A 17265-nucleotide genomic window follows, 5' to 3' on the forward strand; every position below is an offset into this window, starting at 1 on the left:
TTCTCCATATTCGCCATGCCTGAATTCATGACTGCGCCACCCCGCAGCCAGCTTGTCCGCTGTTCCATCTCCACACTCCGCGTTTTCACCGTCGCTGTGGCTTTGTGCGCCGGGCTGGCCAACGCCTGGGCCGCCGCAGATCCTGCTACTTTCCGCCTGACTCCCGCGTTGCTGGACCGCATGGACGCAGCCACCGCCGAGGTCAACAAGCTGCCGAACAAACCGGGCGCCAAGAAAGCGGAGGACGATGACGACGACAGCGATGACGAAAGCGTGGAAGACATTGCCCGCAAGATCGACGCCGATCCGCGCGTGCGCGCCGTACTGGCGCGTCATGGTCTCACCAGCCTGGAGTACGCCACCGCCACCCTGGCCTTGTTCCATGCGGGCATGGCCCTGGCTGTGGAAAAAGCCCCGGGTGCGAAGGCGGGGCAGCAGAAGTTCACTCCGGCCCAGCGCGCGAACCTGGAACTGATGCGTGCCCGCCAAAAGACCGCCAGATAGCTTGCAGGCATAGCCGACCTTCCCCTTCATTCCGGCGGAAACCGGAATCCAGTGAATAGCCGCCGGACCGCTCAGGCCAATAAGGCCGCGGGCCACGCGCTGAACCCCAAACACGTAAAATTGAGGGTTCAGCCTATGTCCGCCATCTCCATCCAATCGGTCTCCAAGGTCTACGGGGCCTCCGGTCGACCCGGTACCACCCCTCTCAAAGCCCTCGACAACGTCAGCTTCGATATCGAAGAGGGCGAATTCTTCGGCCTGCTCGGCCCCAATGGGGCCGGAAAAACCACCTTGATCTCCATCCTGGCGGGCCTTGCCCAGGCCAGCAGCGGCAGCATCAAGGTGCACGGTTTCGACGTCCGCCAAGACTACGTGCAGGCGCGCCGCCACCTGGGCATCGTGCCGCAGGAATTGGTGTTCGACCCGTTCTTCACCGTCCGCGAGGCGCTGGTGTTCCAGTCCGGCTACTTTGGCCTGCACCGCAACGACGCCTGGATCGACGAGCTGCTCGAAGGCCTTGGCCTGGCCGACAAGGCCAAGGCCAACATGCGCCAGCTCTCGGGCGGCATGAAGCGCCGCGTGCTGGTGGCCCAGGCCCTGGTGCACAAGCCGCCGGTCATCGTGCTCGACGAACCCACCGCCGGGGTGGATGTGGAACTGCGCCAGACGCTGTGGCAATTCGTGGCCCAGCTCAACCGGCGCGGCCACACCGTGCTGCTGACCACGCACTACCTGGAAGAAGCCGAAGCGCTCTGCTCGCGCATCGCCATGCTCAAGAGAGGCAAGGTGATTGCCCTGGAGAAAACCAGCACCCTGCTCGACAACGCTTCGGCCAACATCCTGCACTTCAAGACGGACAATGCGCTGCCGGAGGCACTCGCCCCATTGGCGCGCGTCACGGGGCGGATTGTCGAACTGCCCGCCAACGGGCCGGAAGAAATCGAACGCCACCTGAGCATGCTGCGCCAGGCCGGTGTCAAAGCCGAAGACGTCGAAATCCGCAAGGCCGACCTGGAAGATGTGTTCATCGAACTGATGAACCGCCCCTCAGGCACCGGCGCCACCGAAGCCGGCCTCGCGGAGGTGGCCACTGTATGACCGAAGCAACCGTTGCACTGAAATCCTCTCCAGCCTCGGCGGCCTCGAGCCATCTGCAGGCCGTGCCGGCGCCCAACGACGGCTGGAAGATGCTGCTCAAGAAGGAAGTGCTGCGCTTCTGGCGCGTGGCTTTCCAGACCATCGCCGCGCCGGTGCTCACGGCGGTGCTGTACCTGCTGATCTTCGGCCATGTGCTGAGCGACCGGGTGCAGGTCTACCCGGGGGTCACCTACGTGGCCTTCCTCGTGCCCGGCCTGGTCATGATGAGCATGCTGCAGAACGCCTTTGCCAACAGCGCCTCCAGCCTGGTGCAGAGCAAGATCATGGGCAATCTCGTGTTCGTGCTCCTCACGCCCCTGGGCGCATGGCACTGGTTCGTCGCCTACACCGGGGCCGCCATCGCGCGCAGCCTGCTGGTCGGCCTGGGCGTGTACCTGATCACCCTGTTCTATGCGCCGGCGCAAGCCGCCGCACCGGTATGGATCCTGGTATTCGGCTTGCTGGGCGCCATGCTGATGGGCGTGCTCGGGCTGCTGGCCGGCCTGTGGGCCGACAAATTCGACCAGATGGCGGTGTTCCAGAACTTCATCGTCATGCCGATGACCTTCCTGGCAGGCGTGTTCTACTCCATCCACTCCTTGCCGGGTATCTGGCAGAAACTCAGCCATTTCAACCCGTTTTTCTACATGATCGACGGCTTCCGCTATGGCTTCTTCGGCGTGAGCGACGTCTCCCCCTGGCTCAGCCTGGGGGTGGCGGGCGGAAGCTGCCTGGCAGTATCGCTGCTGACGCTTCACCTGCTCAGGATCGGCTACAAGCTAAGAGGCTGACGCAGATCCTGTGGCCTGGTCCCTGGCGCTTTTCAAGTAAGAACATGACTGCGGAACAACTCCAATCCCTCATCGCCGCCGGTTTGCCGTGCGAACATATCAATGTCGAAGGCGATGGCCGCCATTGGTTTGCCACCATTGTGTCGCCCGCCTTCGAGGGCATGCGTCCCATTGCGCGCCACCAGCGCGTGTACGCTACCCTGGGCGAGCGCATGAAAACCGACGAAGTGCACGCGCTCTCGATGAAAACCTACACCCCCGCCGAGTGGGCCAAGCAAAACTGAACCTCACATGGACAAACTCCTGATCCGCGGAGGACGCCCCCTCAAGGGAGAGGTCCTCATCTCCGGCGCCAAGAACGCAGCTTTGCCCGAGATGTGCGCGGCCTTGCTGACCAGCGAGCCCGTCATGCTTCTCAATGTGCCGCGCCTGCAGGATGTGCGCACCATGCGCAAGCTGCTGGACAACATGGGCTGCGTCACCGAAACCCACGGTGAGCGCGGCGGCATGAGTTTCCAGGCGCCGGATTCCCTCCTGCCCGAGGCGCCCTACGAGCTGGTCAAGACCATGCGCGCCTCTGTGCTGGCGCTGGGTCCCCTGCTGGCGCGTTTCGGCCGCGCGAAGGTCTCGCTGCCTGGCGGTTGCGCCATCGGTTCACGCCCGGTGGATCAGCACATCAAGGGCTTGCAGGCCATGGGGGCAGAAATCGAAGTCGAGCATGGTTACATGCTGGCCAGCCTGCCTGCCGGCCGCACACGGTTGAAAGGTGCGCGCATCACCACCGACATGGTCACCGTGACCGGCACCGAGAACTTCCTCATGGCTGCCACGCTGGCCGAAGGCGAGACCGTACTCGAGAACGCCGCTCAGGAGCCCGAGATCACCGATCTGGCGGAGATGCTCATCAAGATGGGCGCCCGCATCGAAGGCCACGGCACCAGCCGTATCCGCATCGAAGGCGTTTCCCGGCTGCATGGCTGCACGCACGAGGTGGTGGCCGATCGCATTGAAGCCGGCACCTTCCTGTGTGCGGTGGCGGCCACAGGCGGCGAGGTCACGCTCCGGCATGCCTGCGCCCACCACCTGGATGCCGTGATCGAGAAACTGCGCGATGCCGGCGCCGAGGTGGAAGCTCTCGGTGGTCCCGGCAGCGAAGACGGTGCCAAGGCCCACGCCATCCGCATTCGCGGCCTGGGCGGACGGGCGCTGAAGGCGCAGAGCTTTCGTACCAGCGAATACCCCGGTTTCCCTACCGACATGCAGGCGCAGTTCATGGCGCTCAATTGCGTGGCATCCGGCTCCAGCATGGTCACGGAGACCATCTTCGAAAACCGCTTCATGCACGTCAATGAAATGGTGCGCCTGGGCGCGGCCATTCACGTGGACGGCCGCACCGCCATGATCGATGGCGTGCAGCAACTGTCGGGCGCCACGGTCATGGCGACCGATCTGCGCGCCTCGGCCAGCCTGGTGATCGCCGGCCTCGTGGCCGAAGGCGAAACGCTGGTCGACCGCATCTACCACCTCGACCGCGGCTACGATCAGATGGAAGAGAAGCTGCGCGGCATTGGCGCCGATATCGAGAGGCTCAAATAATGATCACGCTTGCCTTGTCCAAGGGCCGCATCTTCGATGAAACCCTTCCCTTGCTGGCCGCGGCCGGCATCGAGGTGCTCGAAGACCCCGAGAAATCCCGCAAACTCATCCTCCCCACCAACCAGCAGGACGTGCGCGTGGTGCTGGTCCGGGCCACCGATGTGCCCACCTATGTGGAGTACGGCGGCGCCGACATTGGCGTAACCGGCAAGGATGTGCTGATCGAGCACGGCGGCGCCGGCCTGTACCAGCCGCTGGATCTGCAGATCGCCAAGTGCCACATGGCGGTAGCCGCTCCGGTCGGCTTCGACTACGCCCATGCCGTGCGCCAAGGCAGCCGGATCACGGTGGCCACCAAGTACACCGCCATCGCGCGCAATTTCTTTGCCGACAAGGGGGTGCACGTCGATCTGATCAAGCTTTACGGCAGCATGGAGCTGGCCCCGCTCACCGGCATGGCCGATGCCATCGTCGATTTGGTCAGTACCGGCAAAACCCTCAAGGCCAATAATCTGGTGGAAGTCGAGCACATCATGGACATCAGCTCGCGCCTGGTGGTGAACCAGGCCGCGCTCAAGCTCAAGACCGAGCGCGTCCGCCGCATCATCGATGCCTTCGCATCTGTTGTGGAAGCGCCTGCCACCAGCCCGTAGGTGATCCAACCCCGATCTGGCCCCACATACCGCCCAAGACTATGAATCCCGTAGCACTTCCCGCCCGCCTGTCTACCGCCAGCGCCGATTTCGAGCAGAAATTCGCCGAGCGCCTGCATTGGAGCGCCGAACAGGATTCGGCCATCGAGCAGCGTGTGAAGGACATCCTGGCCGACGTGCGCACCCGCGGCGATGCGGCAGTGTTGGAGTACACCGCCCGCTTCGATGGCTTGCAGGCCGCCAGCATGGCCGGTCTGGAGCTGAACGCCGCTGATTTCAAGGCGGCGTTCGACAGCCTCCCCGCCAGCCAGCAGCAAGCCCTGACAGAGGCCGCCGAGCGCGTGCGCAGCTACCATGTCTGGCAGAAGAAGCAAGGTGGCGAAACCGCGACCTACCGAGATGCGGACGGCACACTGCTGGGCCAGAAGATCACCCCGCTGGATCGAGTCGGCATCTATGTGCCGGGCGGCAAGGCGGCCTATCCCAGCAGCCTGATCATGAACGCCGTGCCAGCGCACGTGGCAGGCGTGAGTGAAATCATCATGGTGGTGCCGACTCCGGTGCGGGGTAGTGTCGCCACAGGCGGAAGCGAAGGCGCCGCGACCGCCACGAAAGGCGAGCGCAACCCGCTGGTGTTGGCGGCCGCCCACGTGGCCGGCGTGACCCGTGCATTCACCATCGGCGGCGCGCAGGCCGTGGCCGCACTGGCCTACGGCACTGCCACCGTGCCGCGTGTGGACAAGATCACCGGCCCCGGCAACGCCTACGTGGCCAGCGCCAAGAAGCATGTCTTCGGCCAGGTGGGCATCGACATGATCGCCGGCCCCAGCGAAATCCTCGTGCTGGCCGACGGCAGCACGCGGCCTGACTGGGTGGCCATGGACCTGTTCAGCCAGGCCGAGCACGACGAACTGGCCCAAAGCATCCTGCTCTGCCCTGATGCCGCCTACATCGACGCTGTGCAGCGTGAAATCGACCGCCTGCTACCGGGCATGCCCCGCGCTGAGATTATCGCCAAGAGCCTGTCCGGCCGAGGCGCGCTGATCCACACGCGGTCCATGGAAGAAGCTTGCGCCATCAGCAACCGCATCGCGCCTGAGCACCTGGAAATCAGCAGCAGCGAGCCGCATCGCTGGGAACCGCTGCTCAAGCACGCCGGCGCCATTTTCCTGGGGACTTACACCAGTGAGTCCCTGGGCGACTATTGCGCCGGCCCCAACCACGTGCTGCCCACCAGCGGCACCGCGCGTTTCTCTTCCCCCTTGTCGGTCTACGACTTCCAGAAGCGGAGCAGCCTGATCGAGGTGAGCGAGCAGGGCGCCCAGGCGCTTGGCCGCATCGCCAGCGTGCTGGCGCATGGGGAGGGCTTGCAGGCCCACGCGCGAGCCGCTGAAATGCGGTTGAAGGACTGATCGCCCAACAAATGAACACCGAGATACTCCGTCCCGACCCGCTTTCCCGTATCCGCCAGGACGTTCAAGGCATGCACGCCTATGCCGTGCAGGATTCAGCCGGCATGCTGAAGATGGACGCGATGGAAAACTCGCACCGCTTGCCCGCTGAACTGCGCGCCGAGCTGGGCCGGCGGCTGGGTGAGGTGGCTGTGAACCGTTACCCTGGCGAGCGGGTGGACGACCTCAAGCGTGCCCTGGCGCAGTACGCCGGCCTGCCGCAGGGGTGGTCGCTGATGCTGGGCAACGGCTCGGACGAGCTCATCAGCCTGCTGGCCATGGCCTGCGACATGCCCGGAGCAAGCCGGGCGGATGCCGTGGTAGCCCCGCTGCCGGGCTTCGTGATGTACGGCATGAGCGCCCAATTCCAGGGGCTGGCTTTTCATGGTGTTCCGCTTCAGGCTGATTTCGAGCTGGACGAAGCGGCCATGCTTGCCGCGATCGAGCAGCACCGTCCCGCCATCCTGTATCTGGCCTATCCGAACAACCCCACCGGCACCCTGTGGGATCAGGGCGCCATCGGCCGCCTGATCGACGCACAAGGCGCCCAGGGCGGCCTGGTCGTGATGGACGAGGCCTATCAACCTTTTGCGGCTCGCAGCTGGATCGATTCCGTTCGCGCCGCGCCTGGGCGGCATGACCATGTCCTGGTCATGCGCACGCTCAGCAAATTCGGCCTGGCAGGGGTGCGCATCGGCTACCTGATGGGGCCTTCGCGCATCGTCGATCAGGTGGACAAGTTGCGTCCGCCTTACAACGTGAGTGTGCTGAATGCCGAATGCGCGCTGTTTGCCCTTGAGCACGCCGGCGTGTTCGCTGCTCAGGCTGCCGATATCCGTGCCCAGCGCGAGAAACTCATCGCTGCGCTGAATGCGATGCCCGGCGTGCAGGCTTACCCCAGCGAGGCCAATATGCTCCTGGTACGTGTGCCGGACGCCGCGAAAACCTTCGCTGGCATGAAGTCGCGCAAGGTGCTGGTGAAGAACGTTTCTACAATGCATCCATTGCTGGCCAACTGCCTGCGTCTGACGGTGGGTACCGAAAGCGAGAACGCACAGATGCTGGCCGCGCTTCAAGCCTCCCTATGACTATCCCACGCACCGCCGAAGTCTCGCGCGACACCGCCGAGACCAAAATCAAAGTCCGCATCAACCTGGATGGCAGCGGCCAGTCCAACCTGGCCACTGGCATCGGGTTTTTCGACCACATGCTCGACCAGATCGCCCGCCATGGCATGGTCGATCTCGACGTGCAATGCCATGGCGATCTGCACATCGACGGCCACCACACCGTGGAAGACGTCGGTATCGCCATCGGCCAGGCCGTCAAGGAAGCCGTGGGCGACAAGAAGGGCCTCACCCGCTACGGGCACAGCTATGTCCCGCTCGATGAAGCCCTCTCGCGCGTGGTGATCGATTTCTCCGGCCGGCCCGGGCTGGTGACCGATGTGCGCTTCACCAGCGGCATGATCGGCGCGTTCGATACTCAATTGCTGCACGAATTCTTCCAAGGCTTCGTCAACCACGCCTTCGTGACCCTGCATATCGACAACCTCAAGGGCGTCAACGCGCATCACCAAGCCGAAACCATCTTCAAGGCCTTCGGCAGGGCGCTGCGCATGGCGATCACTCCTGATCCACGCGCCGCGGGTCAAATCCCCTCCACCAAAGGCGTGTTGTGACCCCCCTGAGGCGCTTCGCGCCATCCCCCCAAGGGGACGCCACTAACGGCCGGGCCAAGCCAGGAATGGGTTCCCCCCTGAGGCGCTTCGCGCCATCCCCCTAGGGGGACGCCACTAACGGCCGGGCCAAGCCCGCTCCGTGGTGGCACTGGCATGACCTGCTCCGCGGTCTTCGGTCTTGACTCCTTCCCCCTCTGGGGGAAGGCCGGGATGAGGGCTTTCACAGCGGTTGATCTGAATGGTCTTCTGTTGTGCAGAGAACCCCCTCTCCCGCCTGCGGGGGGACGGCCATCCGGGAGGGTTGGGGTGAGAGCCAGCGGCGCATCTCGAGACCTTTAGTCATCACTATCCCAAAAACTGAATAAAATTTCCCCTTCGGCGCTTTTTTTTCGAGAGCCCGCTTTGCTATGAATTCTGCAGTAAACCAGACTGTCGCGGTAATCGATTACGGCATGGGCAACCTGCGCTCGGTAGCGCAGGCGGTCATTCACGCCACGACCGATACGCACGTCAACGCCGTTATCACCTCTGATCCGCAGGCCGTGCGCCAGGCGCACCGCGTGGTGCTGCCCGGACAGGGGGCCATGGCCGATTGCATGCGCGAATTGCGTGAGTCGGGCATGCTGGAGCCCGTGCTGGAGGCCGCGGCCTCCAAGCCGCTCTTTGGCGTATGCGTGGGCATGCAGATGCTCCTCGATCACAGCGCCGAAGGCCATACCGCCGCCGGCACGCCTGGGCTGGGCCTGATTCCGGGAGAGGTCGTCAAGTTCGATCTGGCCGGCCAGACTGCCCCCGATGGCAACCGCTACAAGGTGCCCCAGATGGGCTGGAACCGCGTCATCCAGGCGCGGCAGCACCCCGTGTGGGCTGGCGTGCCTGACGAGAGCTGGTTTTATTTCGTGCACAGTTTCTATGCCCGTCCGTCGAATGCGCAGCACAGTGTGGGCGAATCAGACTACGGCAACCGCTTTACGGCAGCCGTAGCGCGCGATAATATTTTTGCTACTCAATTTCACCCGGAGAAAAGCGCCGCCCAAGGCCTTGCTCTGTATCGCAACTTCCTGCACTGGAATCCCTGAACGGCTAAGCGTTCAACGTGGCCTCCCCGGCAACGGGAGCCATGCGTGGCGCTCCATATTTCAACGTCAACGCTGACCATGCTTCTCATTCCCGCCATCGATCTCAAAGACGGCCACTGCGTTCGCCTCAAGCAGGGCGATATGGACCAGGCCACCACCTTCAGCGAAGAGCCCGCGGCCATGGCTGCGCAGTGGCTCGAGCGCGGCGCGCGGCGGCTGCATCTGGTCGACCTGAACGGCGCGTTCGCCGGCAAGCCGCAGAACATGACGGCCATCAAGGCCATTCTGAAAGAAGTCGGCAGCGACATCCCGGTGCAGCTCGGTGGCGGCATCCGCGATCTTGACACCATCGAGCGCTACATTGATGCTGGCATGGCCTACGTCATCATCGGCACCGCGGCGGTCAAGAACCCAGGCTTCCTGAAAGACGCCTGCAGCGCTTTCGGCGGCCACATCATCGTCGGCCTTGACGCCAAGGATGGCAAGGTCGCCACCGATGGCTGGAGCAAGCTCACCGGCCATGAGGTGGTGGATCTGGCCAAGAAGTTCGAAGACTGGGGTGTGGAGAGCATCATCTACACCGATATCGGCCGCGATGGCATGCTGAGCGGCATCAACATCGATGCCACGGTGAAGCTGGCCCAGGCGCTGAGTATTCCCGTCATTGCTTCCGGCGGGCTTTCGAACATGGCCGATATCGAAGCCCTGTGTGCTGTCGAGAGCGAAGGCGTGCAGGGTGTCATCTGCGGCCGGGCCATCTACAGTGGCGATCTCGATTTTGCAGCGGCCCAGCAGCGGGCTGACGAACTCAACGGCTGAGACGGCCTCTGAGTTTTTCCCCTTTTGCCTGAACCACATGCTCGCCAAACGCATCATTCCTTGCCTTGACGTCACCGGCGGCCGAGTGGTCAAAGGCGTCAACTTCGTCGAACTGCGCGATGCCGGAGATCCGGTTGAAATCGCCGCCCGCTACAACGAGCAGGGCGCTGACGAACTCACTTTCCTGGACATTACCGCCACCAGCGATGGGCGCGATCTCATCCTGCACATCATCGAGGCTGTCGCTTCGCAGGTGTTCATTCCGCTGACCGTGGGCGGCGGCGTGCGCACCGTAGAAGACGTACGGCGGCTTCTGAACGCGGGGGCGGACAAGACCAGCTTCAACTCCGCCGCCATTGCCAATCCGCAGGTCATCCGCGATGCCTCGGCCAAATACGGCGCGCAGTGCATCGTCGTGGCCATCGATGCCAAGCGGCGCACCGGCGACGAAATACGCGAACGCGGCGAAGGCTGGGACGTCTACAGCCATGGCGGCCGCAAGAACACCGGTCTCGATGCGGTGGAGTGGGCACGCAAAATGGCAGAATACGGAGCCGGCGAGATCCTGCTCACCAGTATGGATCGAGACGGCACCAAGGCCGGTTTCGATCTCGACCTCACCCGTGCGGTGTCAGACGCGGTGTCCGTTCCCGTGATCGCCTCCGGCGGCGTGGGTACACTTGACCATCTGGCCGATGGTGTTCAGGTCGGCGGTGCCGATGCGGTGCTGGCAGCCAGCATCTTCCACTACGGTGAATTCACGGTGGCTCAGGCGAAGGCCCGAATGGCCGAACGCGGCATCGTCGTGCGGATCTGAAAGCGCACGCGTTCCCGGTACCTTGAACGCTCACGGGCATCCCGCTCAAGCGGGGGTGTGCCCGATGGGGTCATGAACATATTGCAAGCACATACCTAGGAGAAACATCTTGACGACAGCGAGCATGCAGGAATTTCTGGATTCAGTGACCCGGAGAGATCCCCATCAGCCCGAGTTTCTGCAAGCTGTGAAAGAAGTCGTGGTCAGCCTCTGGCCGTTTCTTGACAAGCATCCCCATTACCGCGAATACGGCGTCCTGGAGCGTCTGGTCGAGCCCGACCGCGTAGTGCAATTCCGCGTCAGCTGGGTCGACGATAAGGGCCAGACCCAGGTCAACCGTGCTTTCCGCGTGCAGCACAGCATGGCCATTGGTCCCTATAAGGGCGGCATGCGCTTCCATCCTTCCGTTAACCTCTCGATCCTGAAATTCCTCGGTTTCGAGCAGACCTTCAAGAACGCCCTCACCACGCTCCCCATGGGCGGCGGCAAAGGCGGCTCCGATTTTGATCCCAAAGGCAAGAGCGACGGCGAAGTGATGCGCTTCTGCCAGGCCCTCATGACCGAACTCTATCGCCACCTCGGTCCCGACACCGATGTACCGGCAGGTGATATTGGCGTGGGCGGGCGCGAGGTCGGCTTCATGGCCGGCATGATGAAAAAGCTGTCCAACAATGCCAGCAGCGTCTTCACCGGCAAGGGCATCTCCTTCGGAGGCAGCCTGATGCGGCCCGAGGCCACGGGCTATGGCACCGTGTATTTCGCGCAGGAAATGCTGCGCCGCAAGCAGATGGGCTTCGAGAACCGCAGCGTCAGCATCTCCGGCTCCGGTAACGTGGCCCAGTATGCGGCTGACAAAGCCATGGAACTCGGCGCGAAGGTCATCACCCTGTCAGACTCCGAGGGCACCATGGTCCACGAAGCAGGCCTGACGGCTGGCATGCTCGAAGACATCATGGAGTGGAAAAACGTGCAGCGCGGCCGCCTGAAGGACTTCTGCAAACAGCACAAGCTGAAATTCGAGTCCGGCAAGCGCCCCTGGCACGTGCCGGTCGACATCGCGTTGCCCTGCGCCACGCAGAACGAGCTGAATGGCGCTGATGCCAAGCACCTGATCGCCAATGGCGTGGTATGCGTGGCCGAGGGGGCCAACATGCCCAGCACGCTGGAAGCCGTCGACCACTTCCTGGAGGCCGGTACGCTGTATGCGCCCGGCAAGGCTAGCAACGCCGGCGGCGTGGCCACCTCGGGCCTGGAAATGAGCCAGAACGCCATGCGCCTGTCCTGGTCGCACAGCGAAGTGGATCTGCGCCTGCACGAGATCATGAAGGACATCCACGGCAACTGCGTGCGCTACGGCGAGCGTGCCGACGGCAGCGTCAACTACGTGGAAGGCGCCAACGTGGCCGGCTTCGTCAAGATCGCGGACGCCATGCTGGCGCAAGGCGTACTCTGATCAGAAATCAGAGTATCCTGAATACGGTAAATCGAGGTGAAATCATGAGTTGGCTCGACGACATCCATTGGGACGCGCAGGGTCTGGTTCCCGTGATCGCGCAGGAGCAATCCACCGGCGACATACTCATGTTCGCCTGGATGAACCGCGAAGCCTTGGCCAAGACCGCCGAAACCGGCCGCGCGGTGTACTACAGCCGCTCGCGGGGCAAGCTCTGGGCCAAGGGTGAGGAGTCCGGCCATGTGCAGACTGTCCACGAGATCCGCATGGATTGCGACAACGACGTCCTCCTGCTGAAAATCACGCAGCTTGGGCACGATCCGGGCATTGCCTGCCATACCGGCCGCCACAGCTGTTTTTTCCAGAAATATGAAAATGGCAGTTGGATCACGGTCGAGCCGGTCTTGAAAGACCCCGCTTCCATCTACAAATAAGGGCATGAGTTTGCAGGAAGACACCCGTTCCGAGAACATGCGCGGCGAAGACATTCTGGCGCGCCTGGCCGCTGTCATCGAAAGCCGCAAACCGGCCGCCGGTGGCGACCCGTCCGCCAGTTATGTGGCGCGCCTGCTTGCCAAGGGCCCCGATGCCTTCCTGAAGAAAATCGGCGAAGAAGCCACCGAGGTCGTGATGGCCGCCAAGGATGCCGACCATGGCGGCGACCGGAGCAAGGTCGTCTACGAAGTGGCCGATCTGTGGTTTCATAGCATGATCGCGCTCGCGCACTATGGATTTTCCCCTGCCGATGTGGTGGCCGAACTCGCCCGCCGCGAGGGGGTCAGCGGTATCGAGGAAAAAGCCTTGCGCAAGGCCGATGCGCGCGCCCTTGATGAAAAAAGGAGCCTCCCCACTCATGAGCAAGAACGACATCATCGATGTGGAACCCCTGAGCCAGGAGCGTGCCCAATCGCTCCGCAGCTGGGGCTGGGTGAGCTACATCCTGCACCTCATCGTGGCTGTGGCTGCGGTGGTGCCGGGGGCGCAGGTCAGCATCGTGCTTCTGCTCGTCGCGCTTGTCATGGATCTGGTCAAGAAAGACGATGCCGAAGGCAGTTGGCAGGAAAGCCACTTCAAATGGCGCATCAGTTCGGTGCTGTGGGCCGGTGTGCTGTATCTGGTGACCGCACCGCTGTTCGTGCTCTTTTACTTGCCGGGCGCCATTGCCTGGACGATCATCTCGGTGTGGTTCCTCTACCGCATCATCAAGGGCATGGTGCGCATGAATGGCAACCAGGCCATGAATGGCTGAAAGCGCCCGGCAGGCGCCCGCGCCAAGGAAAACCATCAATCTCGCGCTGCAAGGCGGCGGATCGCACGGGGCCTTCACATGGGGTGTGCTCGATGTGCTGCTGGAGCATGAGAGCATCGATTTCGAAGGCCTGAGCGGCACCAGCGCAGGGGCCATGAATGCTGTGGTGCTGGCGCACGCGCTGGCCAAGGCGGAAAACGAGGGCGCCGGGGGCCGGGAAGCCCGAGAGGCCGCCCGCAAGGCCTTGTCGCGTTTCTGGGACGGTGTCGGCCTGATGGGCACTTTCGCGGCGGGCATCCCCCTGCCGGCGGCGCAGGCCTGGGCTAATCTCTTCACGCAGTGGTTCTCGCCCGCCCAGGTCAACCCGCTGGGCCTCAATCCGCTGCGCAGCCTGCTGACCCGTGAGGTCGATTTCGACCTGCTGGCCAGCCAGACCCGTTTCAAGGTGTTCGTGGCGGCCACGAACGTGCGTACCGGGCGCGGCGAAATTTTCACGGGCGAGCGCCTGTCGGCTGACGCCGTCATGGCTTCCGCGTGCCTGCCCACCCTGTTCCAGCCGGTGCAGATTGGTAGCGAACACTACTGGGACGGGGGCTATTCGGGCAATCCATCGATTTACCCGCTGATCTACGGTACCCAGTCCTGCGACGTGGTACTGGTGCAGATCAACCCCATCGAGTCCGCATACACGCCGGGTGCCAGCGCGCAGGAGATCATGGAGCGTGTCAACGAGATCACCTTCAATGCGCCGTTGCTGGCTGAAATCCGCGCCATCGAGTTCGTGCGGCGCCTGCTGGCCGAGGGCCGTCTCGATCCGGCACGTTACAAGAACGTGCTGCTGCATCGCGTGGACGGCGGTACTGCATTGGCCGAGTTCGGCGCCGCTTCCAAGTCCCGCGCCGACTCGGCTTTTCTGCGCCGCCTCTTTGAGTTGGGGCGGGCCACTGGCCTCAAGTGGCTTCGCGCGCACTTGCGCGATGTCGGGGTACGATCCAGCGCGGAGCACACTGATTCCCTATCATGAACCACGATCCTAACTGCATTTTCTGCAAGATCATCGCCGGCCAGATTCCGTCGAAAAAAGTCTACGAAGACGAAGAACTCCTCGCTTTCCATGACATCGCCCCCTGGGCGCCGGTGCACTTCCTGATCGTGCCCAAGGCCCATATTCCCTCCATGGCCCAGGTCGGGGCCGAGCAGGAAGCCCTGTTGGGGCGCATCATGGTGCTGGCCCCCAAACTGGCTGCGGAGCAAGGCTGCAACCCTTATCCCGAAGGGGGTTTCCGGATCGTCATCAATACCGGCATCGAGGGCGGCCAGGAGGTGCATCACCTGCACGTTCACGTCATGGGGGGCCCTCGGCCGTGGCTGAGAGGCTGAATTCCATGCTGAATAACCCCTTTGGCGGCAAACGGGGAACCCTAGTGTCACGCCCCGCGTCTAAAATCACCTGATTCGCAAGGAGAATTGCAATGGGTTCGTTTTCTATTTGGCATTGGCTGATCGTTCTGCTGATCGTCGTGATGATCTTCGGCACCAAGAAACTGAAAAATATGGGCACCGACCTCGGTGGTGCCGTCAAGGGCTTCAAGGATGGCATGAAAGACGGTGCCTCCGACACCGACCAGGCGAGCACGCCTGCAGGCCAGGTGGCCAACTCCACGGCGGCAGACAAAGGCACCATCGACGTACAGGCCAAGGAAAAGAGCTGATCTTTCCTAGGTGTTCACGCGTAGGATGTTGCCGCTGGCGCAGGCCGCGCGAGTTCCTTCACGCCAAACGCTGAACATTCAACTTCACCTATGCTAGATCTAGGTATTTCCAAGATGGCACTCATCGGCGCGGTGGCGCTGATCGTCATCGGTCCTGAGAAGCTGCCACGCGTGGCGCGCACGGTCGGCACATTGCTGGGCAAGGCGCAGCGCTATGTGGCTGACGTCAAGGCCGAGGTGAACCGCGCCATGGACCTGGACGAGCTCAAGAAGATGAAGGATACGGTGGAAGAAGCCGGCCGCGAGGTCGAAAAGAGCATTCATTCCACCAAATCCGATTTTGAGAACGAGTGGTCCAGCGCGACCTCAGGGTTGGACGGTGCCAGCGGCGTTCCCAGTTCCAGCTCCTGGGAGCCCGCGCCGCCTGCCTACAAGCACCCTGGCAAGAACTGGCGCTTGAAGCGTGGCTCTACGCCGCAATGGTACAAAGCGCGTCACGGCGTGCGCCGGCAGGCCCAATCAGGCGCGGCGCGCGTGGCGCGCTACCGCCCCAAGAGCAAATGACGACGGGCGGAAGGCGCCGGCCATCAATGGCCAAGCCCTCCGTCATAGACCCCACATCAGATGTCCGATCCCAAGCCCGATCCTGAAGACGAACTCGCCGGCACCGAGCAGCCTTTCGTCGCGCACCTCATGGAGCTGCGCGACCGGCTCATCAAGGCGCTGGTAGCCGTCGGAGTAGTGGCCGGCGTGCTGGCCATCTACCCGGGCCCAGGCCACTTGTACGACCTGCTGGCAGCCCCGCTGGTGGCGCACCTGCCCCAGGGCGCTACCATGATCGCGACCTCGGTCATTTCACCTTTCATGGTGCCGCTGAAAATCATGCTCATGGCGGCGTTCCTGATCGCGCTGCCGGTGGTGCTCTACCAGGTCTGGGCCTTTGTGGCGCCGGGGCTGTATTCGCACGAGAAGAAGATGGTGTTGCCGCTGGTGGTTTCCAGCACGGTACTTTTTTTCGCAGGCGTGTCGTTTTGCTACTTCCTGGTGTTCGGCAAGGTCTTTGCCTTCATCCAGCAATTCGCGCCCAAGAGCATCACGGCCGCGCCAGACATCGAAGCCTACCTGAGCTTCGTGATGACCATGTTCCTGGCTTTCGGCCTGGCGTTCGAAGTGCCCATCGCGGTCGTCGTGCTGGCGCGGGTCGGAGTAGTCACCATCGAGCAGTTGAAGAAGTTCCGCGGCTACTTCATCGTGCTGGCTTTCGTGGTGGCTGCTGTCGTTACCCCGCCTGACGTGGTCTCTCAACTGGCGCTGGCCATTCCCATGTGCCTGCTTTACGAGGTCGGGATCTGGGCGGCACAGATGTTCATCCGCCACACCAAAGCGCCTGACGAGAGCGCCGAAGAAGAGACCAAGATCGTCAAATCCTAGAAAGCACTCCTGTGCCCGCAGGCGGGCGGGGTATTTTCGGTCCCTTGGCGGCTCATCTCCTTCAGAACTGGCGGATTTCAACCGCCTCATTGATGACCGTAGTGCTGCCCGCGCTGTCTCCCTCGTCGGTGGATTGCTCTTTAAGGATGGCCCCCGTGCCTTTGGCAATCCACTGGATATATGCGGTTGCCTGGCTGGCAGCGCTGTTCCCGGTTGTGGTGAATTTGCAGGCCGTGAAAGTGCCCGCGGGCACCGTAATGGTCTCCTGCCCATGATAAGTGACGTGATCGACATGATCGGCCGAGTCGGTGGTGACTCTGCCGTCCCAGTCCTCAAGGCGCCGTGTACCCGAAAAAATGAGATCTGTACTTTGTCCCGGCATGAGTTGGAACATCCGGCTCGTCATTGGCGGGCTGTAGATAAAGGCCTCTGTCCGGATCCGTTGCGGAGCGCTTGCCCAGACAGTTGCACTGGCTGAGCCATATGCGGTAATGACCTCATTGGCGTCATCCACCGTGAAGTAGTCGACGATAATTTCGTTGCCGCTCAGGCCCGCCAAGTCACTGGGGCCTGTATAGGCGAAGCTCCTGCGCTCCGTGTTCTGGAGCACTGCCTGTCCATTGAAGTCCGCTTTTTCGCCGTAGGTATATTCCGTGTCCATGGTGCCGATTCGTGCTCCGCTAACCTGAAACTTGGTGGCGAAATGAGTCTGTACCGGACTGTTGCACTCCGAGGATGATGCCTGCGCGGGGCCGGGGTCCCCCTCGTCACCGCCGCCGCAAGCAGTCAGGATCAGCATGGCAACTGTGCTGGCGCCGGCCAATGCCATTCTTGAAAAGGGAAGGGGGGATGTATTCATGATGGTCCTCTCTCTCATAGACAAGGCCATTCT

The 17265-nt window shown here is 62.7% G+C and carries 21 protein-coding genes and 1 pseudogene; 21 read left to right on the forward strand and 1 reads right to left on the reverse strand.

What is annotated here, in order from left to right:
• Window positions 1-27: 27 nt before the first annotated feature.
• From WJU18_RS06880 to tatC, 21 genes and pseudogenes are all read left to right on the forward strand, one after another.
• On the forward strand, window positions 28-504 hold the full coding sequence (locus tag WJU18_RS06880; RefSeq protein ID WP_423459366.1) for a hypothetical protein: 477 nt from the start codon (window positions 28-30) through the stop codon (window positions 502-504).
• Between the two features lie 135 nt (window positions 505-639).
• A complete protein-coding gene (locus WJU18_RS06885) occupies window positions 640-1602 on the forward strand; it encodes an ABC transporter ATP-binding protein (RefSeq protein ID WP_423459367.1) in 963 nt (320 codons plus the stop codon).
• Between the two features lie 89 nt (window positions 1603-1691).
• Window positions 1692-2432 carry an ABC transporter permease gene (locus WJU18_RS06890; RefSeq protein ID WP_423460954.1) on the forward strand — a complete coding sequence of 247 codons (741 nt, stop codon included), beginning with the start codon at window positions 1692-1694 and terminating at the stop codon, window positions 2430-2432.
• A gap of 44 nt (window positions 2433-2476) precedes the next feature.
• Window positions 2477-2716 carry a BolA family protein gene (locus WJU18_RS06895; protein WP_423459368.1) on the forward strand — a complete coding sequence of 80 codons (240 nt, stop codon included), beginning with the start codon at window positions 2477-2479 and terminating at the stop codon, window positions 2714-2716.
• A gap of 7 nt (window positions 2717-2723) precedes the next feature.
• Window positions 2724-4028: a UDP-N-acetylglucosamine 1-carboxyvinyltransferase gene (gene murA, locus WJU18_RS06900; RefSeq protein WP_423459369.1), complete on the forward strand. Its 1305-nt coding sequence runs from the start codon at window positions 2724-2726 to the stop codon at window positions 4026-4028.
• The gene (hisG, locus tag WJU18_RS06905) at window positions 4028-4681 is read left to right on the forward strand and encodes an ATP phosphoribosyltransferase (protein ID WP_423459370.1); all 654 of its coding nucleotides are present in this window, start codon (window positions 4028-4030) and stop codon (window positions 4679-4681) included. Before murA ends, hisG begins: the two co-directional genes overlap by 1 nt.
• Before the next feature lie 41 nt (window positions 4682-4722).
• Window positions 4723-6093 (forward strand): histidinol dehydrogenase, encoded by a 1371-nt coding sequence (gene hisD / locus WJU18_RS06910; RefSeq protein WP_423459371.1) that lies wholly within the window; start codon window positions 4723-4725, stop codon window positions 6091-6093.
• 11 nt (window positions 6094-6104) lie between these two features.
• The gene (hisC, locus tag WJU18_RS06915; RefSeq protein WP_423459372.1) at window positions 6105-7220 is read left to right on the forward strand and encodes a histidinol-phosphate transaminase; all 1116 of its coding nucleotides are present in this window, start codon (window positions 6105-6107) and stop codon (window positions 7218-7220) included.
• Window positions 7217-7813: an imidazoleglycerol-phosphate dehydratase HisB gene (gene hisB / locus WJU18_RS06920; RefSeq protein WP_423459373.1), complete on the forward strand. Its 597-nt coding sequence runs from the start codon at window positions 7217-7219 to the stop codon at window positions 7811-7813. The genes hisC and hisB overlap by 4 nt, the downstream gene beginning before the upstream one ends.
• A 407-nt stretch (window positions 7814-8220) precedes the next feature.
• On the forward strand, window positions 8221-8892 hold the full coding sequence (gene hisH / locus WJU18_RS06925) for an imidazole glycerol phosphate synthase subunit HisH (protein ID WP_423459374.1): 672 nt from the start codon (window positions 8221-8223) through the stop codon (window positions 8890-8892).
• 78 nt (window positions 8893-8970) lie between these two features.
• Entirely contained in the window at window positions 8971-9711 is a 741-nt protein-coding gene (gene hisA / locus WJU18_RS06930) for a 1-(5-phosphoribosyl)-5-[(5-phosphoribosylamino)methylideneamino]imidazole-4-carboxamide isomerase (protein ID WP_423459375.1), read from the forward strand.
• Window positions 9712-9748: 37 nt separating this feature from the next.
• Complete coding sequence (gene hisF, locus WJU18_RS06935) at window positions 9749-10528, forward strand: imidazole glycerol phosphate synthase subunit HisF (RefSeq protein WP_423459376.1); 780 nt, start codon at window positions 9749-9751, stop codon at window positions 10526-10528.
• A gap of 124 nt (window positions 10529-10652) precedes the next feature.
• Entirely contained in the window at window positions 10653-11981 is a 1329-nt protein-coding gene (gdhA, locus tag WJU18_RS06940) for an NADP-specific glutamate dehydrogenase (protein ID WP_423460955.1), read from the forward strand.
• Between the two features lie 44 nt (window positions 11982-12025).
• The gene (hisI, locus tag WJU18_RS06945) at window positions 12026-12415 is read left to right on the forward strand and encodes a phosphoribosyl-AMP cyclohydrolase (protein ID WP_423459377.1); all 390 of its coding nucleotides are present in this window, start codon (window positions 12026-12028) and stop codon (window positions 12413-12415) included.
• A 37-nt stretch (window positions 12416-12452) separates the two neighbouring features.
• Window positions 12453-12815 (forward strand): annotated as a pseudogene (locus tag WJU18_RS06950) (phosphoribosyl-ATP diphosphatase); the annotation flags it as partial.
• 19 nt (window positions 12816-12834) lie between these two features.
• Complete coding sequence (locus WJU18_RS06955) at window positions 12835-13230, forward strand: DUF4870 family protein (protein ID WP_423459378.1); 396 nt, start codon at window positions 12835-12837, stop codon at window positions 13228-13230.
• Window positions 13223-14254, forward strand: coding sequence for a patatin-like phospholipase family protein (locus tag WJU18_RS06960; protein ID WP_423459379.1), 1032 nt, complete (start codon window positions 13223-13225; stop codon window positions 14252-14254). The genes WJU18_RS06955 and WJU18_RS06960 overlap by 8 nt, the downstream gene beginning before the upstream one ends.
• On the forward strand, window positions 14251-14610 hold the full coding sequence (locus tag WJU18_RS06965; protein ID WP_423459380.1) for a histidine triad nucleotide-binding protein: 360 nt from the start codon (window positions 14251-14253) through the stop codon (window positions 14608-14610). Before WJU18_RS06960 ends, WJU18_RS06965 begins: the two co-directional genes overlap by 4 nt.
• 92 nt (window positions 14611-14702) lie before the next feature.
• Window positions 14703-14942 carry a Sec-independent protein translocase subunit TatA gene (gene tatA, locus WJU18_RS06970; protein ID WP_423459381.1) on the forward strand — a complete coding sequence of 80 codons (240 nt, stop codon included), beginning with the start codon at window positions 14703-14705 and terminating at the stop codon, window positions 14940-14942.
• A gap of 90 nt (window positions 14943-15032) precedes the next feature.
• Window positions 15033-15506, forward strand: coding sequence for a Sec-independent protein translocase protein TatB (tatB, locus tag WJU18_RS06975; RefSeq protein WP_423459382.1), 474 nt, complete (start codon window positions 15033-15035; stop codon window positions 15504-15506).
• Between the two features lie 60 nt (window positions 15507-15566).
• Window positions 15567-16373 carry a twin-arginine translocase subunit TatC gene (tatC, locus tag WJU18_RS06980; RefSeq protein ID WP_423459383.1) on the forward strand — a complete coding sequence of 269 codons (807 nt, stop codon included), beginning with the start codon at window positions 15567-15569 and terminating at the stop codon, window positions 16371-16373.
• A 61-nt stretch (window positions 16374-16434) separates the two neighbouring features.
• Here the strand turns inward: tatC and WJU18_RS06985 are convergent, their stop codons facing one another.
• Complete coding sequence (locus WJU18_RS06985) at window positions 16435-17232, reverse strand: hypothetical protein (RefSeq protein WP_423459384.1); 798 nt, start codon at window positions 17230-17232, stop codon at window positions 16435-16437.
• Between the last annotated feature and the right edge of the window lie 33 nt (window positions 17233-17265).

Origin of the sequence: Ottowia sp. VDI28 (genome assembly GCF_049532675.1) — a bacterium.
Classification (GTDB): Bacteria; Pseudomonadota; Gammaproteobacteria; order Burkholderiales; family Burkholderiaceae_C; genus Ottowia.